19 protein-coding genes are annotated in these 16680 nt (G+C 68.7%); 10 read left to right on the top strand and 9 right to left on the bottom strand.

The features are described from left to right. Positions 1 to 148 precede the first annotated feature (148 nt). Complete coding sequence (locus M6E97_RS28900; RefSeq protein ID WP_003094003.1) at positions 149 to 751, bottom strand: LysE/ArgO family amino acid transporter; 603 nt, start codon at positions 749 to 751, stop codon at positions 149 to 151. Between the two features lies 1 nt (position 752). Next, positions 753 to 1154, bottom strand: coding sequence for an ACT domain-containing protein (locus M6E97_RS28895; RefSeq protein ID WP_003094000.1), 402 nt, complete (start codon positions 1152 to 1154; stop codon positions 753 to 755). A gap of 96 nt (positions 1155 to 1250) precedes the next feature. Here M6E97_RS28895 and M6E97_RS28890 point away from each other — a divergent pair, with 96 nt between their 5' ends. Next, positions 1251 to 2153, top strand: coding sequence for a LysR family transcriptional regulator ArgP (locus M6E97_RS28890; protein WP_003120877.1), 903 nt, complete (start codon positions 1251 to 1253; stop codon positions 2151 to 2153). On the opposite strand, the gene M6E97_RS28885 is transcribed toward M6E97_RS28890, so the two are convergent. Next, positions 2154 to 3212: a saccharopine dehydrogenase family protein gene (locus M6E97_RS28885; protein ID WP_003093996.1), complete on the bottom strand. Its 1059-nt coding sequence runs from the start codon at positions 3210 to 3212 to the stop codon at positions 2154 to 2156. Between the two features lie 184 nt (positions 3213 to 3396). Between M6E97_RS28885 and M6E97_RS28880 the strand changes: the two genes are divergently transcribed. Beyond that, complete coding sequence (locus M6E97_RS28880; RefSeq protein WP_003103823.1) at positions 3397 to 4386, top strand: NAD-dependent epimerase/dehydratase family protein; 990 nt, start codon at positions 3397 to 3399, stop codon at positions 4384 to 4386. Here M6E97_RS28880 and M6E97_RS28875 read toward each other — a convergent pair whose 3' ends face one another. Next, positions 4387 to 4650 (bottom strand): hypothetical protein, encoded by a 264-nt coding sequence (locus M6E97_RS28875; RefSeq protein ID WP_003103821.1) that lies wholly within the window; start codon positions 4648 to 4650, stop codon positions 4387 to 4389. A gap of 290 nt (positions 4651 to 4940) precedes the next feature. On the opposite strand from M6E97_RS28875, the gene M6E97_RS28870 reads away from it, so the two are divergent. The 4 genes from M6E97_RS28870 to M6E97_RS28855 all read left to right on the top strand — a co-directional run bounded on the left by M6E97_RS28870 (position 4941) and on the right by M6E97_RS28855 (position 8781). After that, on the top strand, positions 4941 to 5777 hold the full coding sequence (locus M6E97_RS28870) for an ATPase (protein WP_003093989.1): 837 nt from the start codon (positions 4941 to 4943) through the stop codon (positions 5775 to 5777). A gap of 216 nt (positions 5778 to 5993) precedes the next feature. Next, complete coding sequence (gene feoA, locus M6E97_RS28865; protein WP_003103819.1) at positions 5994 to 6221, top strand: ferrous iron transporter A; 228 nt, start codon at positions 5994 to 5996, stop codon at positions 6219 to 6221. Positions 6222 to 6238: 17 nt separating this feature from the next. Continuing rightward, positions 6239 to 8539: a Fe(2+) transporter permease subunit FeoB gene (gene feoB, locus M6E97_RS28860; RefSeq protein WP_034005139.1), complete on the top strand. Its 2301-nt coding sequence runs from the start codon at positions 6239 to 6241 to the stop codon at positions 8537 to 8539. Further along, a complete protein-coding gene (locus M6E97_RS28855; protein WP_003093982.1) occupies positions 8539 to 8781 on the top strand; it encodes a FeoC-like transcriptional regulator in 243 nt (80 codons plus the stop codon). Before feoB ends, M6E97_RS28855 begins: the two co-directional genes overlap by 1 nt. Before the next feature lie 60 nt (positions 8782 to 8841). Here M6E97_RS28855 and M6E97_RS28850 read toward each other — a convergent pair whose 3' ends face one another. Genes M6E97_RS28850 through pyeR form a run of 3 tightly spaced genes read right to left on the bottom strand, consistent with a single transcriptional unit; the run spans position 8842 to position 11448 of the window. Beyond that, the gene (locus tag M6E97_RS28850) at positions 8842 to 9894 is read right to left on the bottom strand and encodes an alkene reductase (protein WP_003093980.1); all 1053 of its coding nucleotides are present in this window, start codon (positions 9892 to 9894) and stop codon (positions 8842 to 8844) included. Between the two features lie 36 nt (positions 9895 to 9930). Further along, positions 9931 to 11097: an MFS transporter gene (locus M6E97_RS28845; protein WP_003103801.1), complete on the bottom strand. Its 1167-nt coding sequence runs from the start codon at positions 11095 to 11097 to the stop codon at positions 9931 to 9933. Between the two features lie 48 nt (positions 11098 to 11145). Next, complete coding sequence (gene pyeR, locus M6E97_RS28840; protein WP_003093978.1) at positions 11146 to 11448, bottom strand: ArsR family transcriptional repressor PyeR; 303 nt, start codon at positions 11446 to 11448, stop codon at positions 11146 to 11148. A 152-nt stretch (positions 11449 to 11600) separates the two neighbouring features. Here pyeR and M6E97_RS28835 point away from each other — a divergent pair, with 152 nt between their 5' ends. Further along, positions 11601 to 12173 carry an ACP phosphodiesterase gene (locus M6E97_RS28835; RefSeq protein WP_024947672.1) on the top strand — a complete coding sequence of 191 codons (573 nt, stop codon included), beginning with the start codon at positions 11601 to 11603 and terminating at the stop codon, positions 12171 to 12173. A 149-nt stretch (positions 12174 to 12322) separates the two neighbouring features. After that, positions 12323 to 13183 carry a universal stress protein gene (locus M6E97_RS28830; protein ID WP_024947671.1) on the top strand — a complete coding sequence of 287 codons (861 nt, stop codon included), beginning with the start codon at positions 12323 to 12325 and terminating at the stop codon, positions 13181 to 13183. Here M6E97_RS28830 and olsA read toward each other — a convergent pair. Then, positions 13180 to 13956, bottom strand: a complete 777-nt coding sequence (olsA, locus tag M6E97_RS28825) for a lyso-ornithine lipid O-acyltransferase (protein ID WP_003111340.1) — start codon at positions 13954 to 13956, stop codon at positions 13180 to 13182. The two genes, M6E97_RS28830 and olsA, sit on opposite strands and share 4 nt — an antisense overlap. Beyond that, complete coding sequence (gene olsB, locus M6E97_RS28820; RefSeq protein ID WP_003093970.1) at positions 13956 to 14711, bottom strand: L-ornithine N(alpha)-acyltransferase; 756 nt, start codon at positions 14709 to 14711, stop codon at positions 13956 to 13958. The genes olsA and olsB overlap by 1 nt, the downstream gene beginning before the upstream one ends. Before the next feature lie 202 nt (positions 14712 to 14913). Between olsB and M6E97_RS28815 the strand changes: the two genes are divergently transcribed. Next, complete coding sequence (locus M6E97_RS28815; protein ID WP_024947670.1) at positions 14914 to 15810, top strand: acyl-CoA dehydrogenase family protein; 897 nt, start codon at positions 14914 to 14916, stop codon at positions 15808 to 15810. A gap of 84 nt (positions 15811 to 15894) precedes the next feature. Continuing rightward, positions 15895 to 16680 carry an MBL fold metallo-hydrolase gene (locus tag M6E97_RS28810; RefSeq protein ID WP_003110052.1) on the top strand — a complete coding sequence of 262 codons (786 nt, stop codon included), beginning with the start codon at positions 15895 to 15897 and terminating at the stop codon, positions 16678 to 16680.

Here is a 16680-nt window from a genome sequence, read left to right as displayed (position 1 = left end):
TCGGGGCATATCCACGCAGCAACTGTAGGGGCAAAGGCCGGCGGCGGCGCGCTGCGACGGGCTTCTGCAAGCTCGCCGGCGAACACCGCCGCATTCTCTCTGGACTGCCTGGCGGCGCAAGGGTTCGCTCGGGAAGAGGGAAACCGCGTTATCCCCGGAACAGCAGTTGCGCGGCCATGCCCAGCATCATGGCCGCCACCATCAGGTCGAGCAGGCGCCAGGTGGCCGGGCGCGCCAGCCAGGGGGCCAGCCATGCCGCGCCGAGGGCGAGGGCGAAGAACCACATCAGCGAGGCGCTGGCCGCGCCGAGGGCATAGGCGCCCGGCGCGGCCTGCTGGGCGCCGAGCGAACCGATCAGAAGTACGGTATCGAGATAGACGTGGGGGTTGAGCAGGGTGACCGCCAGTGCCGCCAGAAGCACCGCCTTGCGCGAGCGTGGCCCGGTTTCCGCGGCGTTGCCGAGGGCGTCCGGGCGCAACGCGCGAAGCAGCGCCTTGAGCCCGTACCAGGTCAGGAAGGCGATCCCGCCCCAGCGGGCGATGGCCAGCAGCGTCGGGTTTTCCAGCAGCAGCTTGGCCAGGCCGAACACGCCGAGGCTGACCAGCACCGCGTCGCAGAACACGCAGAGCGCGGCCACCGAGAGGTGATGCTCGCGGCGCAGGCTCTGCGCGAGGACGAAGGCATTCTGCGCGCCGATGGCGATGATCAGGCCGGCAGCCACCAGGATGCCGTTGAGATAGCTCTGCCACATGTCAGTGTGCCTCCGCCGCCAGCCGCTGGAGCACGGCGAGGGCGCGCCGGCCCTCGTCGCGGGCGACGAACAGGTGGTCGTGGAAATAGCCGGCCATCACGTTGCAACTGATCCCGGCTTCGGCCAGCGCCGTGGCGAAGGCGGCGGTCAGGCCCACCGCCGCCAGCGAGGAGTGCACCGTCAGGGTGATCCAGGCCGCCACGTATTCGTAGGGCAGGCCCAGGCGTTCGGCCTGTCGGCGTTCGAGCACCAGGGTCAGGCCTTCGCGCTCGCGGAAGCTGGCGAGCGGCTCGGCGCCGTTCGGCAGTGCGCCATCGGCGCAGGTACAGAACACATAGTCGCCGGGATTGAGTTCGGGAGTGAGCGTGCGCAGCAGGGTGCGCAGCGAGGTTTCGCCAGCCATGGTCGGTCCGCGTCGGGTGGATCGAAAAGTGCTGGCGAGTGTGGCCGCGGGCGGTTTATAAGGAAAACGAATCCTGCTGATCTCTCATTAGGAAAACTGATTTTGTTCGACTACAAGTTGCTCGCCGCGCTGGCCGCGGTGGTGGAGCAGGGCGGTTTCGAGCGCGCCGCACAGGCGCTGGGGCTGTCGCAATCGGCGGTATCGCAGCGGATCAAGCTGCTCGAGGCGCGGGTCGGCCAGCCGGTCCTGGTGCGCGAGACGCCGCCGCATCCCACCGATCTCGGGCGCCGCCTGCTCAACCATGTGCAGCAGGTGCGGCTGCTGGAGGGCGACCTGCAGCGCTGGGTGCCGAACCTGGATGAAGGCGGTGCCCCGGAGCGCCTGCGCATCGCTCTCAACGCCGATAGCCTGGCGACCTGGTGGGCCGCCGCGGTGGGCGATTTCTGCGCCGAGCGGCGGGTGCTGCTGGACCTTGTGGTGGAGGACCAGGAGGTCGGGCTCAAGCGCATGCGCGCGGGCGAAGTGGCGGGCTGCGTCTGCGGTAGCGCGCGGCCGGTGGCCGGCGCGCGTTCGCTGCTGCTCGGAGCCATGCGTTATCGCGGCCTGGCCAGCCCGGATTTCATTGCCCGGCACTTTCCCCGCGGGGTCGAGGCGGCCGCCCTGGCCGGCGTGCCGGCGATCGTGTTCGGCCCGGACGACCTGCTGCAACACCGCTTTCTCAAGGACCTCGGCGTCGAGGGCGGTTTCATCCACCACCTCTGCCCGTCCTCGGAAGGTTTCGTCCGCCTCACCGCCGGCGGTCTCGGCTGGGGCCTGGTACCGGAGCGCCAGGTGCAAGGCGAGCTGGCGCGCGGCGAACTGGTCGAGCTGCTGCCCGGCCAGGTCATCGACGTACCGTTGTACTGGCACTACTGGCGCAACGGCGGCGAACTGCTCGCGTCGCTCACCGAGCACCTGCTCGCCCGCGCCGGCGACGGCTTGGTGCGGGTGTCAGGCTGATCAGCCGATGACGGTGATTCGTCCGGAGCCGGGCAACGATTCGACGCAGCGCGCGCCGAGCAACCGCGATGGCGTGAAGTAGCCGCCGGGACCCTGGTAGTCCAGCAGGTGGCGCACTGCCAGGAGCACGCCGTGCAGGGTCAGGTCGTACACGTTGGCCGTCTCCAGGCGCGCCGTGCGGCGTTCGCCGCGGGCGTTGCGCGCCTCGCCCCAGACCCAGGTGCGCAGGCGCTCGCGGGCCGCCTGGTCGGGACCGGCGATGCGTTTGTCGACCTGCCCCTTGAGCCAGTCCTGGACCCGTTGCCGACCGAGCAGCGGACGCAGCGGATCGATCAGGCGCATGCCCAGGGCCAGCAGCGGCGGCGCCGGCAGGTAGACCTCGATGTCCGGGATGCCGGTGCTGTAGTAGGCGGTGGCCACGTCGCCCCAGGGAATCGTCACGGCGTGCCGCAGGCCGCGGCCGAAATCGATGTCGCGGCGCTTGTAGCCCAGCGGCACGTCGCGCAGGCGGCCATTCTCGCGGATCTTGCCGCCGAACTTGAGGCCTTCGACGCTGGTCTTCGCGGTTCCCGTCGACAGCCCGCTGCCGGTGTCGAAGCCCAGCGCCAGCCGTTGCGCGTCCGGCAGCGCCTCCTTCAGGCAGGCGGCCAGGCAATCGGTGGGGATCACATCGAAGCCCACGCCCGGGCAGACCACGATGCCGGCCTCGCGGGCCTCGGCGTCGCCGGCGTGGGCCTGCTCGAACACCGCGATCTCTCCAGTGATATCCACGTAGTGGGTGCCGGCGGCACGGCAGGCGGCGATCATCGGCGTGCTGGTGGCGGAGAACGGACCGGCGCAATGGGCCACCACCTTCACTTGGTCCAGGGCTTCGCGGCAGGCCTGCGGATCCCCCAGGTCGAAGACCCGGCACTCCAGCCCGAGCTGGCTGCCGAGCGCGTGCAGGGCGGCCGGGTTGCGTCCGCCGAGGAGCGGCGTCAGGCCCTCGCGCTGCGCCTGTTCGGCGACCAGCCGACCGGTGTAGCCGTTGGCGCCGTAGATCATCCAGTGACTGGCCATGGTGCGTCTCCCAGCGTGCAGGTGGCTTTCAGGTTAGACCTTGTAGCGCGCAGCGCCGCTTCTGTCGCCCAACGCAAGTCGTGCCGGCGGCCCGCAAGGTCGTTGTTCTGGCATGCTGTGCCAGTGGTGGCGCGGCTCCGGGTTGCTAGAGTCGCGGCACAAGAAGGACAACGGGAGAAACGCAATGCGGATTCTGGTAACGGGGGCGACGGGCTTCATCGGCGGGCGTTTCGCTCGCTTCGCCCTGGAGCAGGGCCTGTCGGTACGGGTCAGCGGTCGTCGTGCGGACGCGGTGGAGCATCTGGTGGCGCGGGGCGCCGAGTTCGTTCCCGGCGACCTCGCCGACCCGGCGCTGGTCCTGCGCCTCTGCGAGGATGTCGAGGCGGTGGTGCATTGTGCCGGCGCGGTCGGAGTCTGGGGACCGCGCGAACGCTTCCTGGCGGCCAACGTCGGGCTTGCCGAGAGCGTCGTCGAGGCCTGCATGCGGCAAAAGGTGCGGCGCCTGGTGCATCTGTCGTCGCCGTCGATCTATTTCGACGGGCGCGACCACCTGGACCTGAACGAAGAGTACGTACCCCGGCGTTTTTCCGACCATTACGGGGCGACCAAGTACCAGGCCGAGCAACTGGTGCTCAGCGCCCGCGACCTGGGCCTGGAAGTGTTGGCACTGCGTCCGCGCTTCGTGGTCGGCGCCGGCGACACCAGCATCTTCCCGCGAATGATCCAGGCCCACCGCAAGGGACGTCTGCGGATCCTCGGCAACGGCCTGAACCGGGTCGACTTCACCAGCGTGCACAATCTCAACGACGCGCTGTTCAGTTGCCTGCTGGCCGGCGAGCCGGCGCTGGGCAAGGTCTACAACATCAGCAACGGGCAGCCGGTACCGTTCTGGGATGCGGTCAACTACGTGATGCGCCAGCTCGACCTGCCGCCGGTCGGCGGTCACCTGCCGTATGCCGTCGGCTATGGCCTGGCGGCGCTCAACGAAGGCGTCTGCCGGATCCTGCCGGGGCGTCCGGAGCCGGTGCTGTTCCGCCTGGGCATGGCGGTGATGGCGAAGAACTTCACCCTGGACATCAACCGCGCCCGCGAATACCTCGACTACGACCCGCGGGTCAGCCTGTGGACCGCGCTCGACGAGTTCTGCGCCTGGTGGCGCGCCCAGGGACTCTGATCAGCCGCGTAGCGGGCCGGCGTATTGTCGGCTCGGCGCCTGCGCGGGCAACAGGGAAGGTTCCGCCGGCGGCAGCGCGACCCCACTGAGCCTACCGAGGCGCTGTCCCAGCTCCCGCGTCGTCGCATCGCCGGAGCGGGCGCAGGCCGCCTGCATCGCGGCGATCGCATCGCGTTGCTGGAAGTGGATATCCAGCGCCTGTTCCTCGCGCAGGCGTCGGCGCACGGCGCGCATGCAATCCAGCAAGGATTTGTTCAACTCCATGCATCCTCCGGCTCTCGAATCTGCCCGGCAAAGCCCAGGCAAGCGACGTGCCATGCGGGCCGCGGACCAGCGCCGGCGTGCGAGGCGGGGAACCGCTGGCGGCCTGCGGCGGTCTGTGCCGGACAGCGTTCGCTCCGTCTTGGGGCGCACGGCTTCGCGGTGGAGCGCCCCGGTCCGGCAATTTGCTTCGAGCAGACGCTGAAGGGGCGGGGCCGAACCGATATAATGCGCCATTCGGCCCTTTCTCCAGGCCTCCGGCAGGATGCCGTTCCCCTTCACAGGTTTTCACCATGCGTAACGATGCTTTCGACGAACTCGACGATGTGCCCAGCCTGACCACCGATGCTGCCGACCGTGATGAATTCGGCCACCACCCGCGGCACGTCTACGAACCGGAGCAGCGCCGGGTCGTCGACACCAAGGAGCGCCGTCCGGCCTCTACCGGCCCGCTCTGGGCCCTGCTCGGCGCGATGCTGATCGCCCTCGCCGGGGTGGGTTGGTGGAGCCACCAGCAAATCAGCCTGATGGAACAGCAGTTGGTGGCGACCCAGGAAAGCTTCGTGAGGATCAGCGAAGAAGCCGCCGGGCGCCTCGACGACATTCGCGGCAAGGTGGTCGCCAGCGAGTCCAGCGTCACCAGTGAACGCGAGGCGCTGCGCCTGCAGGTCAAGCAACTGCAGGAGAAACTCGGCAGCCAGGAACGCCAGCAGGCCGATGTGAGCAACCAGTTCGGCGGCCAGGGCAAACGCCTCGATCAACTGGCCAGCGATCTCAAGGCCCAGCAGGAAAGCGCGGCGCAACTGGTCGCGCAACTGGACGGCAAGCTGCAGACACTGGCCGCCGAACAGGAGAAGCTGAAAGCCCTGCAGGTCGAACTGGGCAAGACCAACGAGCAACTCAAGGCCCTCGGCGGCGATGTCGCGGCGCTGAAGAAGCAGGGCAACCCGAGCCAGACGATCAAGGGTATCCAGGACGACCTGCTGGTATTGCGCAGCCAGCTCGACAATCGCCCGGCCCAGGGCGGCAATACCGCCGAGTTCGACGCCTTCCGCACCCAGGTGATGCGCAACATCAACACCCTCCAGGCCCAGGTGCAGAACCTGCAGCAGCAGCTCAATACCCGCTGACCCCTTGCGCCGCCAGCCGCCCCGTCGCACCGGGCGCTGGCGGCGACAGTTCGCCGCGCCCGGCGAAAATCCCCGCTTCCATTGCTCTGGATCAGCGAATCCGCTGCTCCTCCACTCCGATACTGCGTCCTTAAGCGAGCCTTAAGTGAGAGTCGTTTAGATTCTCGGTCACCGGCCAGGGAGGCCATTGGTCCCTTCCTCTGCCTGGAATCCGCCATGAGCGCATTGCAACCGTCCCGTTCCTACCGCATCACCGGTTATTCCCCCGCCATCAGCAACGGCTATCGCCAACGCCTGTTCTCCATGGGGCTTCTGCCCGGCGCGGCGCTGCGCGTGGTGCGCATCGCCCCGCTGGGCGACCCGATCCAGGTCGAGACCCGCCAGACCAGCCTGGCGCTGCGGCGCAAGGACCTCGCCCTGCTGACCCTCGTCCCGCTCGACTGACCCCGCCCGGAATCCCCATGACCGCATTGACCCTCGGCCTGATCGGCAATCCCAACTCCGGCAAGACCACCCTGTTCAACCAGCTCACCGGCTCGCGCCAGCGGGTCGGCAACTGGGCCGGCGTCACCGTGGAGCGCAAGGAGGGTGCGTTCCACACCGCCTGCCACGCGGTACGCCTGGTCGACCTGCCCGGCACCTATTCGCTGACCAGCGTTTCCGCCCAGGCCTCGCTGGACGAGCAGATCGCCTGCCGCTACATCGCCAGCGGCGAAGTCGACGTGCTGGTCAACGTGGTGGATGCGGCGAACCTGGAGCGCAACCTGTACCTCACGGTGCAGTTGCGGGAGATGGGCATCCCCTGCATCGTCGCGCTGAACATGCTCGACATCGCCCGTAGCCAGCGCATCCGCATCGATATCGACGGTCTGGCGCGGCGTCTCGGTTGCCCGGTGGTGCCGCTGGTGTCCACCCGCGCCGATGGCATCGACGAGCTGAAGGCGGCCATCGACGAGTTGCAGGTCCCGCAGGCGGCGCTGGCGGTGGACTACCCGCCGGCCATCCAGGCGCAGGTCGGCTACCTCCTGGAAACGCGCGCTCCGGCGGCCTCGGCCATCGAGCCGCGCTGGCTGGCGTTACAGGCGCTGGAAGGCGACATCTTCAACGGCCCGGCGCTGGGCTTGCCGCCCGCCACCCTGGAACAGGCACGCCGGGGCTGCGGCGAGGAGCCCGAGCTGGCGATCGTCGATGCGCGCTACCGGCTGATCGGCGAGATCTGCGCGGCGGTCTGCGACCACCAGCAGGCGCAGCCGCACCGGCTGACCCAATGGCTCGACCGGATCGTCCTGAATCGCTGGCTGGGCCTGCCGATCTTCCTGCTGGTGATGTACCTGATGTTCTTCTTCGCCATCAACATCGGCGGGGCGCTGCAACCGATCTTCGACAAGGGCTCGTCGGCGATCTTCATCGATGGCATCCAGTGGCTGGGCATTCGCTTCGGCCTGCCCGACTGGCTCACGGCGTTCCTCGCCCAGGGCATCGGCGGCGGGGTCAACACGGTGCTGCCGCTGGTACCGCAGATCGGCTTGATGTACCTGTTCCTCTCGCTGCTCGAGGATTCCGGCTACATGGCCCGCGCGGCCTTCGTCATGGACCGCCTGATGCAGGCGCTGGGCCTGCCGGGCAAGTCGTTCGTGCCGCTGATCGTCGGCTTCGGCTGCAACGTGCCGTCGATCATGGGTGCGCGGACCCTGGACGCGCAGCGCGAGCGGCTGATTACCATCATGATGGCGCCGTTCATGTCCTGCGGCGCGCGCCTGGCGATCTTCGCCGTGTTCGCCGGGGCCTTCTTCGGCCAGGGCGGCGCGCTGGTGATCTTCTCCCTGTACCTGCTCGGCATCGTCGTGGCGATCCTCACCGGGCTGCTGCTCAAGCACACCTTGATGCGCGGCGAGGCCTCGCCGTTCGTCATGGAACTGCCGCTGTACCATGTGCCACACCTTAAGAGCCTGCTGCTGCAGACCTGGTCGCGCCTGCGCGGCTTCGTGGTGCGGGCCGGCAAGGTGATCATCCTGGTCAGCCTGGTGATCGGCGGCCTGAACAGCATCACCCTCGACGGCAAGCCGGTGCAGGGCGACATCGGCCATTCCGCGCTGGCCAGCGTCAGCCAGCGTCTCACTCCGCTGCTGGCGCCGCTCGGGGTGCAGCCGGACAACTGGCAGGCCACCGTCGGCCTGGTCACCGGGGCGATGGCCAAGGAAGTGGTGGTCGGCACCCTGAACACCCTCTACACCGCCGAGCAGATCCAGGGCGAGGCCTTCGACTACGAAGGCTACGACCTGCCTGGGCAACTGCGCGACGCCCTGGTCGAAACCTGGGACGGCCTGGTCGATACCTTCAGCCTCAGCGTGCTGGCCAACCCGGTGGAGGCGAGCATGGCCGACGGCGACATGGAGACCGGCTCGATGGGCACCATGGCGAGCAAGTTCGGCAGCCCCATCGCGGCCTACAGCTATCTGGTCTTCGTCCTGCTCTACGTGCCCTGCGTGACCGCCATGGGCGCGATCGCCCGGGAAAGCAGCAAGGGCTGGATGGCTTTCTCGGTGCTCTGGGGGCTGAACGTCGCCTACTCGCTGGCGACCCTCTGCTACCAGGTCGCCACCTTCGCCGCGCACCCCGAGCGTAGCGTCCTGACCATCGCCGTGGTGCTGCTCTTCAACCTGATCCTGATGACCTGCCTGCGTCTGTTCGGCCGTGAGCAGGTACTGCAACTGCCAGGCCGAATGGCCGATGCCCCGAGCGGGCAGGGAGGATGTCACTGATGGCGACACTCATGCAGATCCGCGCCGCCCTGGAAGACGGCCAGGCGCGTGGGCTGAAACAGCTCAGCCGCCAGGTGGACGCGCCGCCGGCGCTGGTGGAGGCGATCCTGGAGCGGCTGATCGCGCTCGGCAAGGTCGAGCGGGTGGCTGCGCAAAGCTCGGGCGGTTGCGGCGGCGGTTGCAAGGGCTGCGCCCAGCGCGATCCGTGCGCGGAGCCGGAGCCGTATTTCCGCCTGCGCTAGACGGGCAAAGCACAGAGCCCGCCACGGCAAGCGTGGCGGGCTCTTTCCTGGCTGGCGCGATCAGGCCAGGGTCGGATAGTCCAGGTAGCCTTCGGTACCGCCGGTATAGAAGGTTTCCGGGCGCGGCGGGTTCAGTTCGGCGCCCTGGCGCAGGCGTTCGACCAGGTCCGGGTTGGCGATGAAGGGGACGCCGAAGGCCACCGCATCGGCGTCGCCCTTGGCCAGGATGGCGTTGGCGCTGTCGAGGGTGAACTTCTCGTTGGCGATGTAGGGTCCGCCGAAGGCTTTCTTCAGGGCTACGCCGATGCTGTCGTCGGCCTGCGCTTCGCGGGCGCAGATGAAGGCGATGCCGCGCTTGCCCAGCTCACGGGCGACATGGCTGAAGGTTTCCAGGCGGTTGGAATCGCCCATGTCGTGGGAGTCGGCACGCGGCGCCAGGTGTACGCCGACGCGCTGGGCGCCCCATACGGAGATCGCCGCGTCGGTGACTTCCAGCAGCAGGCGCGCGCGGTTCTCGATGGAGCCGCCGTAGCGGTCGGTGCGCTTGTTGGTGCTGTCCTGGAGGAACTGGTCGAGCAGGTAGCCGTTGGCGCCGTGGATCTCCACGCCGTCGAAGCCGGCGGCCTTGGCCCGCTCGGCGCCCTGGCGGTAGGCCTCGACGATGTCGGCGATCTCCTCGGTGTCCAGCGCGCGCGGGGTGACGTAGGGACGCTTCGGGCGCACCAGGCTGACGTGCCCCTCGGCGGCGATGGCGCTCGGCGCCACCGGCAGCTCGCCATTCAGGTAGAGCGGATCGGAAATCCGCCCGACGTGCCAGAGTTGCAGGAAGATGCGCCCGCCGGCGGCGTGCACCGCCTTGGTCACGTTGCTCCAGCCACGGACCTGGTCATCGGACCAGATGCCGGGGGTGTCGGGATAGCCTACGCCCATCGGCGTGACCGCGGTGGCCTCGCTGAGGATCAGGCCGGCATCGGCGCGCTGGGCGTAGTACTCGGCCATCAGGGCGTTGGGCACGCGGCCTTCATCGGCGCGGCAGCGGGTCAGCGGCGCCATGACGATGCGGTTGGGCAGCTCGAGGTCGCCGAGCACGATGGGATCGAACAGAGTAGCCATGGAACATCCTCCACTAGGGAATAGACGGACAGGGGATCAATCGAGGACCGGCTGCGCCTGGGCGCGGCCGTTTCCGGAAAAGGCGATCAGGGTGGCCAGCAGCGCCAGCGCGGCCAGCGCGGCGGCGGCCAGCGGCACGCGGGTCAGGCCCAGGCCGTGGTCGATGACGCTGCCGCCGACCCAGGCGCCGAGCGCGTTGCCGACGTTGAAGGCGCCGATGTTCAGGGTCGCCACCAGGTTCGGCGCGGCATGCCCGACGCGGACCACGTTGACCTGCAGTGCGGGCACCGCGGCGAAGGCGGCGGCGGCCCAGAAGAACAGGGTGATTTCCGCCGGCAGCAGGGCCTGGCTGGTCCAGCTGAACAGCGCCGAGACCAGCGCCATGGCGGCGAACACCGCGGCCATGGTGGTGCCCAGGCGCCAGTCGGCGAGGCGGCCGCCGATCACGTTGCCGACGGTCAGGCCGACGCCGATCAGCAGCAGGGTCCAGGTCACGCCGCGCGGGCTGACCCCGGTGACTTCGCCGAGCAGCGGCGCGACGTAGGTGAACAGGGCGAACATCGAGGCGGCGAACAGCACGGTGGTGCCCAGGGCCAGCCACAGCGACGGGTTCTTCAGCGCGGACATTTCCTGGCGCAGGTCGACCTTCTCTTCCTCGCGGTCGTTTGGCAGCACCCTGGCCAGGCCGACGAAGGCGACCACGCCGATCAGGGTCACCACCCAGAAGGTCGCGCGCCAGCCGGCTTCCTGGCCGAGCGCGGTACCCAGCGGCACGCCGAGCACGTTGGCCAGGGTCAGGCCGGTGAACATCAGGGCCACGGCGGAAGCGCGGCGGTTCGGCGCCACCAGGCTGGCGGCGACCACCGAGCCGATGCCGAAGAAGGCGCCATGGCAGAGCGCGGTGACGATCCGCGCCAGCATCAGCAGGCCGTAGTTGGCGGCCACCGCGCAGAGCAGGTTGCCGACGATGAAGATGCCCATCAGCGCGAGCAGGGCTTTCTTGCGTTCCAGGCGGGCGGTGGCCATGGCCATCAGCGGGGCGCCGAAGGCCACGGCGAAGGCGTAGCCGCTGATCAGCCAGCCGGCGCTGGGAATGGATACCCGCAGGTCGCCGGCGACCTGCGGCAGCAGGCCCATGATGACGAATTCGGTGGTACCGATGGCAAAGGCGGATAAAGCGAGGACGAGAAGAGACGCCGGCATCGGTCGAGCTCCTGGACTGCGAGGTGGTGGGGTGGAAGCGAGTGCTGCTTACAGCTCGTCGCCGAGTTGGTCGAGGAAGGCCTGGATGGTCTCCTCGTTGCGCTTGAAGAAATTCCACTGGCCGACCCGGCGGCTGGTCACCAGACCGGCGCGTTGCAGGGTGGCGAGGTGTACCGATACGGTGGACTGGGAGAGACCGGTACGCTGGTCGAACTTGCCGGCGCAGACGCCGATCTCGAACGGGTGGTCCTGCTCGACGAAGTACTTCTCCGGTTCCTTCAGCCAGCGCAGCATGTCGCGTCGCACCGGGTGGGAGAGAGCCTTGATGATTTCGTCGATGTCCAGTGGCATGGCGGTGGTCCGTTGGCCGTCCATATCGGGTTGGGACGAACTATATATCGGTGTGGGACGATATGGGGATCGATTGCGACGATAGTCGCTATCGACAGGGCTGATGACGATGATCGAAACGACCGTTCCGTCCCTGGGGTAAGCTAGCCCGCATGAACTACCTCGCGCATCTCCACCTCGGCGGCCCGCAACCGGCCCAACTGCTCGGCAGCCTGTACGGCGACTTCGTCAAGGGCCGCCTGCAGGGACAATGGCCGGACGAGATCGAGCGGGCCATCCAGTTGCACCGGCGCATCGACGCCTTCACCGACAGCCACCCACTGGTGCATGCGGCCAAGCGGCGCTTCCCGCTGGAGCGCCGGCGTTTCGCCGGCGTCCTGCTGGACGTGTTCTTCGACCACTGCCTGGCGTGCGACTGGAACGACTACGCCGACGAACCGCTGCCGCAGTTCGTCGAGCGGGTCTACGGCACCCTGCGCACCGCCTCGCCGCTGCCGGAGCGCCTGGCGCGCATCGCGCCGCGGATGGCGGCCCAGGACTGGCTGGGCAGCTACCGCGAGTTCGCGGTCTTGCGCGAAGTGCTGGGCGGTATGTCGCGGAGGCTGTCGCGACCGCACCTGCTGGACGGCTCCTGGGAAGAACTGGCCCAGCGCTACGATGACCTGAGCGCGGATTTCCGCGCCTTCTACCCGCAACTCCAGGCTTTCGCCCTGAGCCAGCGCTGAGCCTGGCGCAGCGGCCATTGGCCCGGCCGGCGGAATCACCTATCAATTGTTTCAGTCCGAAGCATCCGCTTGATGCACATCAACCGGCAGCGGTCGCGTCGATCGTTCAATGGGGCCGACGTTCAACGCTCTGCCAATGGAGGTGGAAGATGAAACGAATCCTGGTGGCGACCGACCTGTCCTCGCGTTCCGAGCTGGCGGTCATGCGCGCCGCGGCGCTGGCCAAGGCGAGGAATGCCGATCTGACCGTGCTGAACGTGCTCGACGACGACCAGCCTCCGGTGCTGATCGCGCCGCAACGGCTGGCCATCGCCAACCTGCTGGAAGTGAACGGACAGGCCCTGAAGGAGCGCCTCGGCGTCGAGTCCGAGGCGATCGTGCGGGTCGGCGATCCGGTGGTGGTGATCAACGCGGTGGCCGAGGAGATCGGCGCCGACCTGCTGGTGATGGGCGCGCACCGGCACACGCCGCTGCGCGATCTGTTCATCGGCACCACCCTGGAGCGGGTGGTACGCAATGCGAAGATCCCGGTGCTGCGCGCGGCCGGTGCGCCGGAAGAGGAGTACCGCCGGGTGCTGCTGGCGCTGGATTTCTCGCCGACCTCGACGCGCGCGGTGCAGATGGCCGGCCAGCTCGGCTTCCTCGACGCCGCCAGCCTCACCGCGCTGCATGCCTTCGAGCCGTTCGCCAAGGGCATGATGCGTTATTCGGGGATCAAGGAAGACCGCGTCGAGCATTACGTCGACCAGGAGGAACTCAAGGCCAACGTCGAGCTGCGCGACTACGTCGCCGGCCTGGGGCTGGGCCGCGAGGACATCCAGTTGCGCGTCGGCGAAGGCTTGCCGATCAACGTGATCATGACCGAGGTACGCCGCCAGGCGCCGCAGTTGACGGTGCTCGGCACCCAGGGCCTGACCGGCTTCCGCCGCGCGCTGATCGGCAGCGTGGCCGAGGCGGCCCTCGGCGACCTGCCGTGCGACGTGCTGGCGGTGCCGCCCAAGCGTGATTAGGCGGCGCGTCGGGTTTGCGTAGGGGCGGCAGTGCCGAACAGCGCCAGGCGCACTGCCTGCTGGGCCTGGCGGGCCAGTTCGGCGCGGTCCAGGCCCTGGCTGGGGATCGGTTCCAGCAGCTGGATATGCACGCTGCCGCGCTCGCCGCGTAGCAGGCGGCCGAGGTGGCTGAGCAGGTCGTCGTCGCCGATGAACGGCGCCAGCGCATCGGGTACGCCGTCGCGGTGGTAGCTGATCGCCACCGGCTGCACCGCCACGCCGGCTTCCAGGGCGCTGGCCATCAGGCGACCGTGGAAGGTGCGCAGGCTTTCGCCGTTGGTGGTGGTGCCTTCCGGGAAGATCAGCAGGTTGCGCCCACGGTGCAGTTGTTCGGCCAATTGCTGGTTGATCAGCCGGCTGTCGCCCGAGCCGCGGCGGATGAACAGGGTGCCGGCCTTTTCCGCCAGCCAGCCGGCCAGCGGCCAGGCACGCACCTCGGCCTTGGACAGGAAGGTCAGCGGCGCCAGGGCGCCGAGCAGCGGGATATCGGTCCAGGACACATGGTTGGCTACCCACAGCATGGGTTGCCGGGGCGCTTCGCCGCTGACCCTGACCTCGAAGGGCAGGGCCGCGCAGAGGCGCGCCAGCCACCAGCGGGTCAGGCGCTGGCGCAGCGGCGTGACGTCGGCGCCGGGCAGCCGCTCGCGCAGGCTGACCCAAGCGGCCAGGCCCAGTCCGAGCGCGACCAGCCCGAGCAGGCGGGCGCTGCGCAGCAGCAGGCGCAGCCGCGCCATCAGACCGCTGCCTTGAAGTGGCGGGCGTAGCGCGGGCAGAGTTCGTCGCGCTTGAGCAGGATGAACACGTCGGCGACCTGGAAATCCGGGTCCCAGCAGGGCTCGCCGCAGATCTTCGCGCCCAGGCGCATGTAGGCCTTGAGCAGCGGCGGCAGCTCGGCGGTGAGGTTTTCCGGGACGTCCAGCGGCGGCAGCGGGTTCTTCGGCTCGGCCTGCAGGTAGTCGGTGCACAGGTAGCGTTCGCGCAGCCGCTGCATCACCGCCTTGGCCTGCATACCGCCGTCGCGCATGGGAATGCTGGCGCAGCCCATCAGGTAGCGGTAGCCGCCCTCGTTGAGGACCTCGGCGAGTTCGCCCCAGAGTACCGCGATGGTGGCGCCGTTGCGGTATTCGGGAGCGACGCAGGTGCGGCCGATCTCCAGGACCGGGCCGTGCAGGGCGTCGAGGCCGGAGAGGTGGAACTCCTCTTCGCTGTAGAAGCGCCCGAGGCGTTCGGCGGCGCGATGGTCGAGCAGCCGGGTGGTGGCCACCAGGGCGCCGCTGTCGAGGTCGCGGACGCCGATGTGTGCGCAGTGACGGTCGTAGTCGTCGCGGTCGAGGCCGTCTTCGGCGCCTTCGAGCTTGGCGTCGAACTCGGCGCTGAATACGCGGTAGCGCAGGGCCTGGGCCTCGCGCAGGGCGCGGGCGCCGTTCAGGCGCTCGGCCTTCAGGCGGCGTCCGGCGACGGGTTCGCGGGTAATGGCGGTCTGGGTCATGCCTGGGCCTCCTTGGGCCGGCGCCGCGGGTTGCGGCCGCTCGGCTTTGTTGTGCAAGCTCAGGCTAGGAAGGCGCGGTGTCACCCCTGTGACAGGGGCGTGATGCTTGTATGACATTGTCGCCGGATGTAACGCGCCGTTGTTCAACGCTGGCACCCTCGGCAGGATGCCGGTTCCGACACATTCCACACTGGAGTCCGCCATGTCCTGGCAACGCTTGCTCGGCCCGCTCGACCGCCTGCCCACCGAAGGCTCCCTGGAAGACTGGCACGCCGCCGCCCTGGCGCGCGCCGACGGTCTTGGCACCCTGGAGCGGGCGATGCTCGGCGGACGATTGGCGGCGAGTCCGGGCCTGGCCTTCCTCGCCGGCTACCAGGCGGCCCTGCGCGCGCTCTGGCCGGCGGCGCCGGAAGGTCTCGGCGCGCTGTGCGTGACCGAGAAGCGCAGCGTGCGCCCGGCGGACCTGCAGACCCGCCTGGAGGGGCTGGTCCTGCATGGACAAAAGGATTTCGTCACCGCTGGCGACAGCGCCTCCTGGTGGCTGGTGGCCGCCCGCGACGAGGCACCGGGGCAGCCGCCGCGACTGTCGATGACGGTGGTCCTGGCCGGCGCCCCGGGGGCGCGCCTGGAGGCGTTGCCGGCGCTGCCGCTGATGCCGGATGTGCCGCATTCCCGCCTGTTGCTCGACGGTGCCCATTGCGAGCGCCTGCCCGGCGATGGTTGGGACGACTACGTCAGGCCGTTCCGCCTGCTGGAGGATGTCCATGTGCTGGCGGCGCTGGTCGGCTGGCTCTATGGGGTCGGCCATGAATGCGGCTGGCCCTCGCCGCTGCTGCTGCGCCTGGCCGGCATCCTCGGCGGCTGCGCCGAGGTCGCGCGGCATCCGGTCGCCTGCGTCGGCACCCAGGCGGTACTGGCTGGGCTGTTCGAACAGTTCTCGGCGCTGGAGGGGCAACTGGATGCCGCCTTCGCCGCCAACGCCTCGACCTGGGAGGCATTGTGGCAACGCGATCGCGGCTTGCTGGCGATTGCCAACGGGGCCCGCAAAGTTCGCCTGGAGAAGGCCTTGACCCGCCTCGGGCTTGACCCAGGTCAGTGAGGCGCCGCGCCGCAGGCGCTTACCCTGCGCAGCATCCGGCGAGGAATGCTCCTCGGCGCCTGCACAGAGTAGATTTCACCGACCATGCGACGCGAACCGATCGTGCTGTTCGACAACGGCAGCCACCAGTGCCTGTGTTTCGATGACCTCGTCAGCGGCGAAGGGGTCCAGTCCAACCAGTTCCTGATCGTCGACAACGGCCAGTACCTGCTGCTCGATCCCGGCGGCGACCTGACCTACACGCCGCTCTCGCTGGAATTGTCGAAACGCTTTCCGCTGCAGGAGCTGGACTACATCTTCGCTTCGCACCAGGACCCGGACATCATCGCCGCCCTCGACAAGTGGCTGCTGCACACCCGCGCCCGGGTGATCTGCTCCAAGCTGTGGGCGCGCTTCCTGCCGCACCTGACGGCCAACTACCTGGCGGTCAGCCATGGCATCAACACCTACGACCGGGTCATGCCGTTGCCCGACCGCGGCCAGGCGATCGCTCTCGGCGACTGCTCGTTGAAGGCGATCCCCGCGCATTTCCTGCATTCGGTGGGCAACTTCCAGCTCTACGACCCGGTGAGCAAGATCCTTTTCTCGGGCGACATGGGCGCCTCGCTGGTGGACGACGCCGCGCCGGTCGGTGATTTCGCCGCGCATATCCAGTACATGGACGGTTTCCATCGCCGCTACATGGCGGCGAACAAGATCTGCCGCCTGTGGGCGCGGATGGTCCGGGACATGGATGTGGAGATGATCGTGCCGCAACACGGGCGGCCCTTCGTCGGCAAGGAAATGATCAGCGCCTTCCTCTACTGGATCGAGAACCTCGAGTGCGGCATCGACCTGCTCGGTCCGGACGACTACCGCATGCCCGGCTGA

Origin of the sequence: Pseudomonas sp. B111, from assembly GCF_026428275.1 — a bacterium.
GTDB lineage: Bacteria > Pseudomonadota > Gammaproteobacteria > Pseudomonadales > Pseudomonadaceae > Pseudomonas > Pseudomonas aeruginosa.
This window is presented reverse-complemented; position numbering and strand designations above follow the sequence as displayed.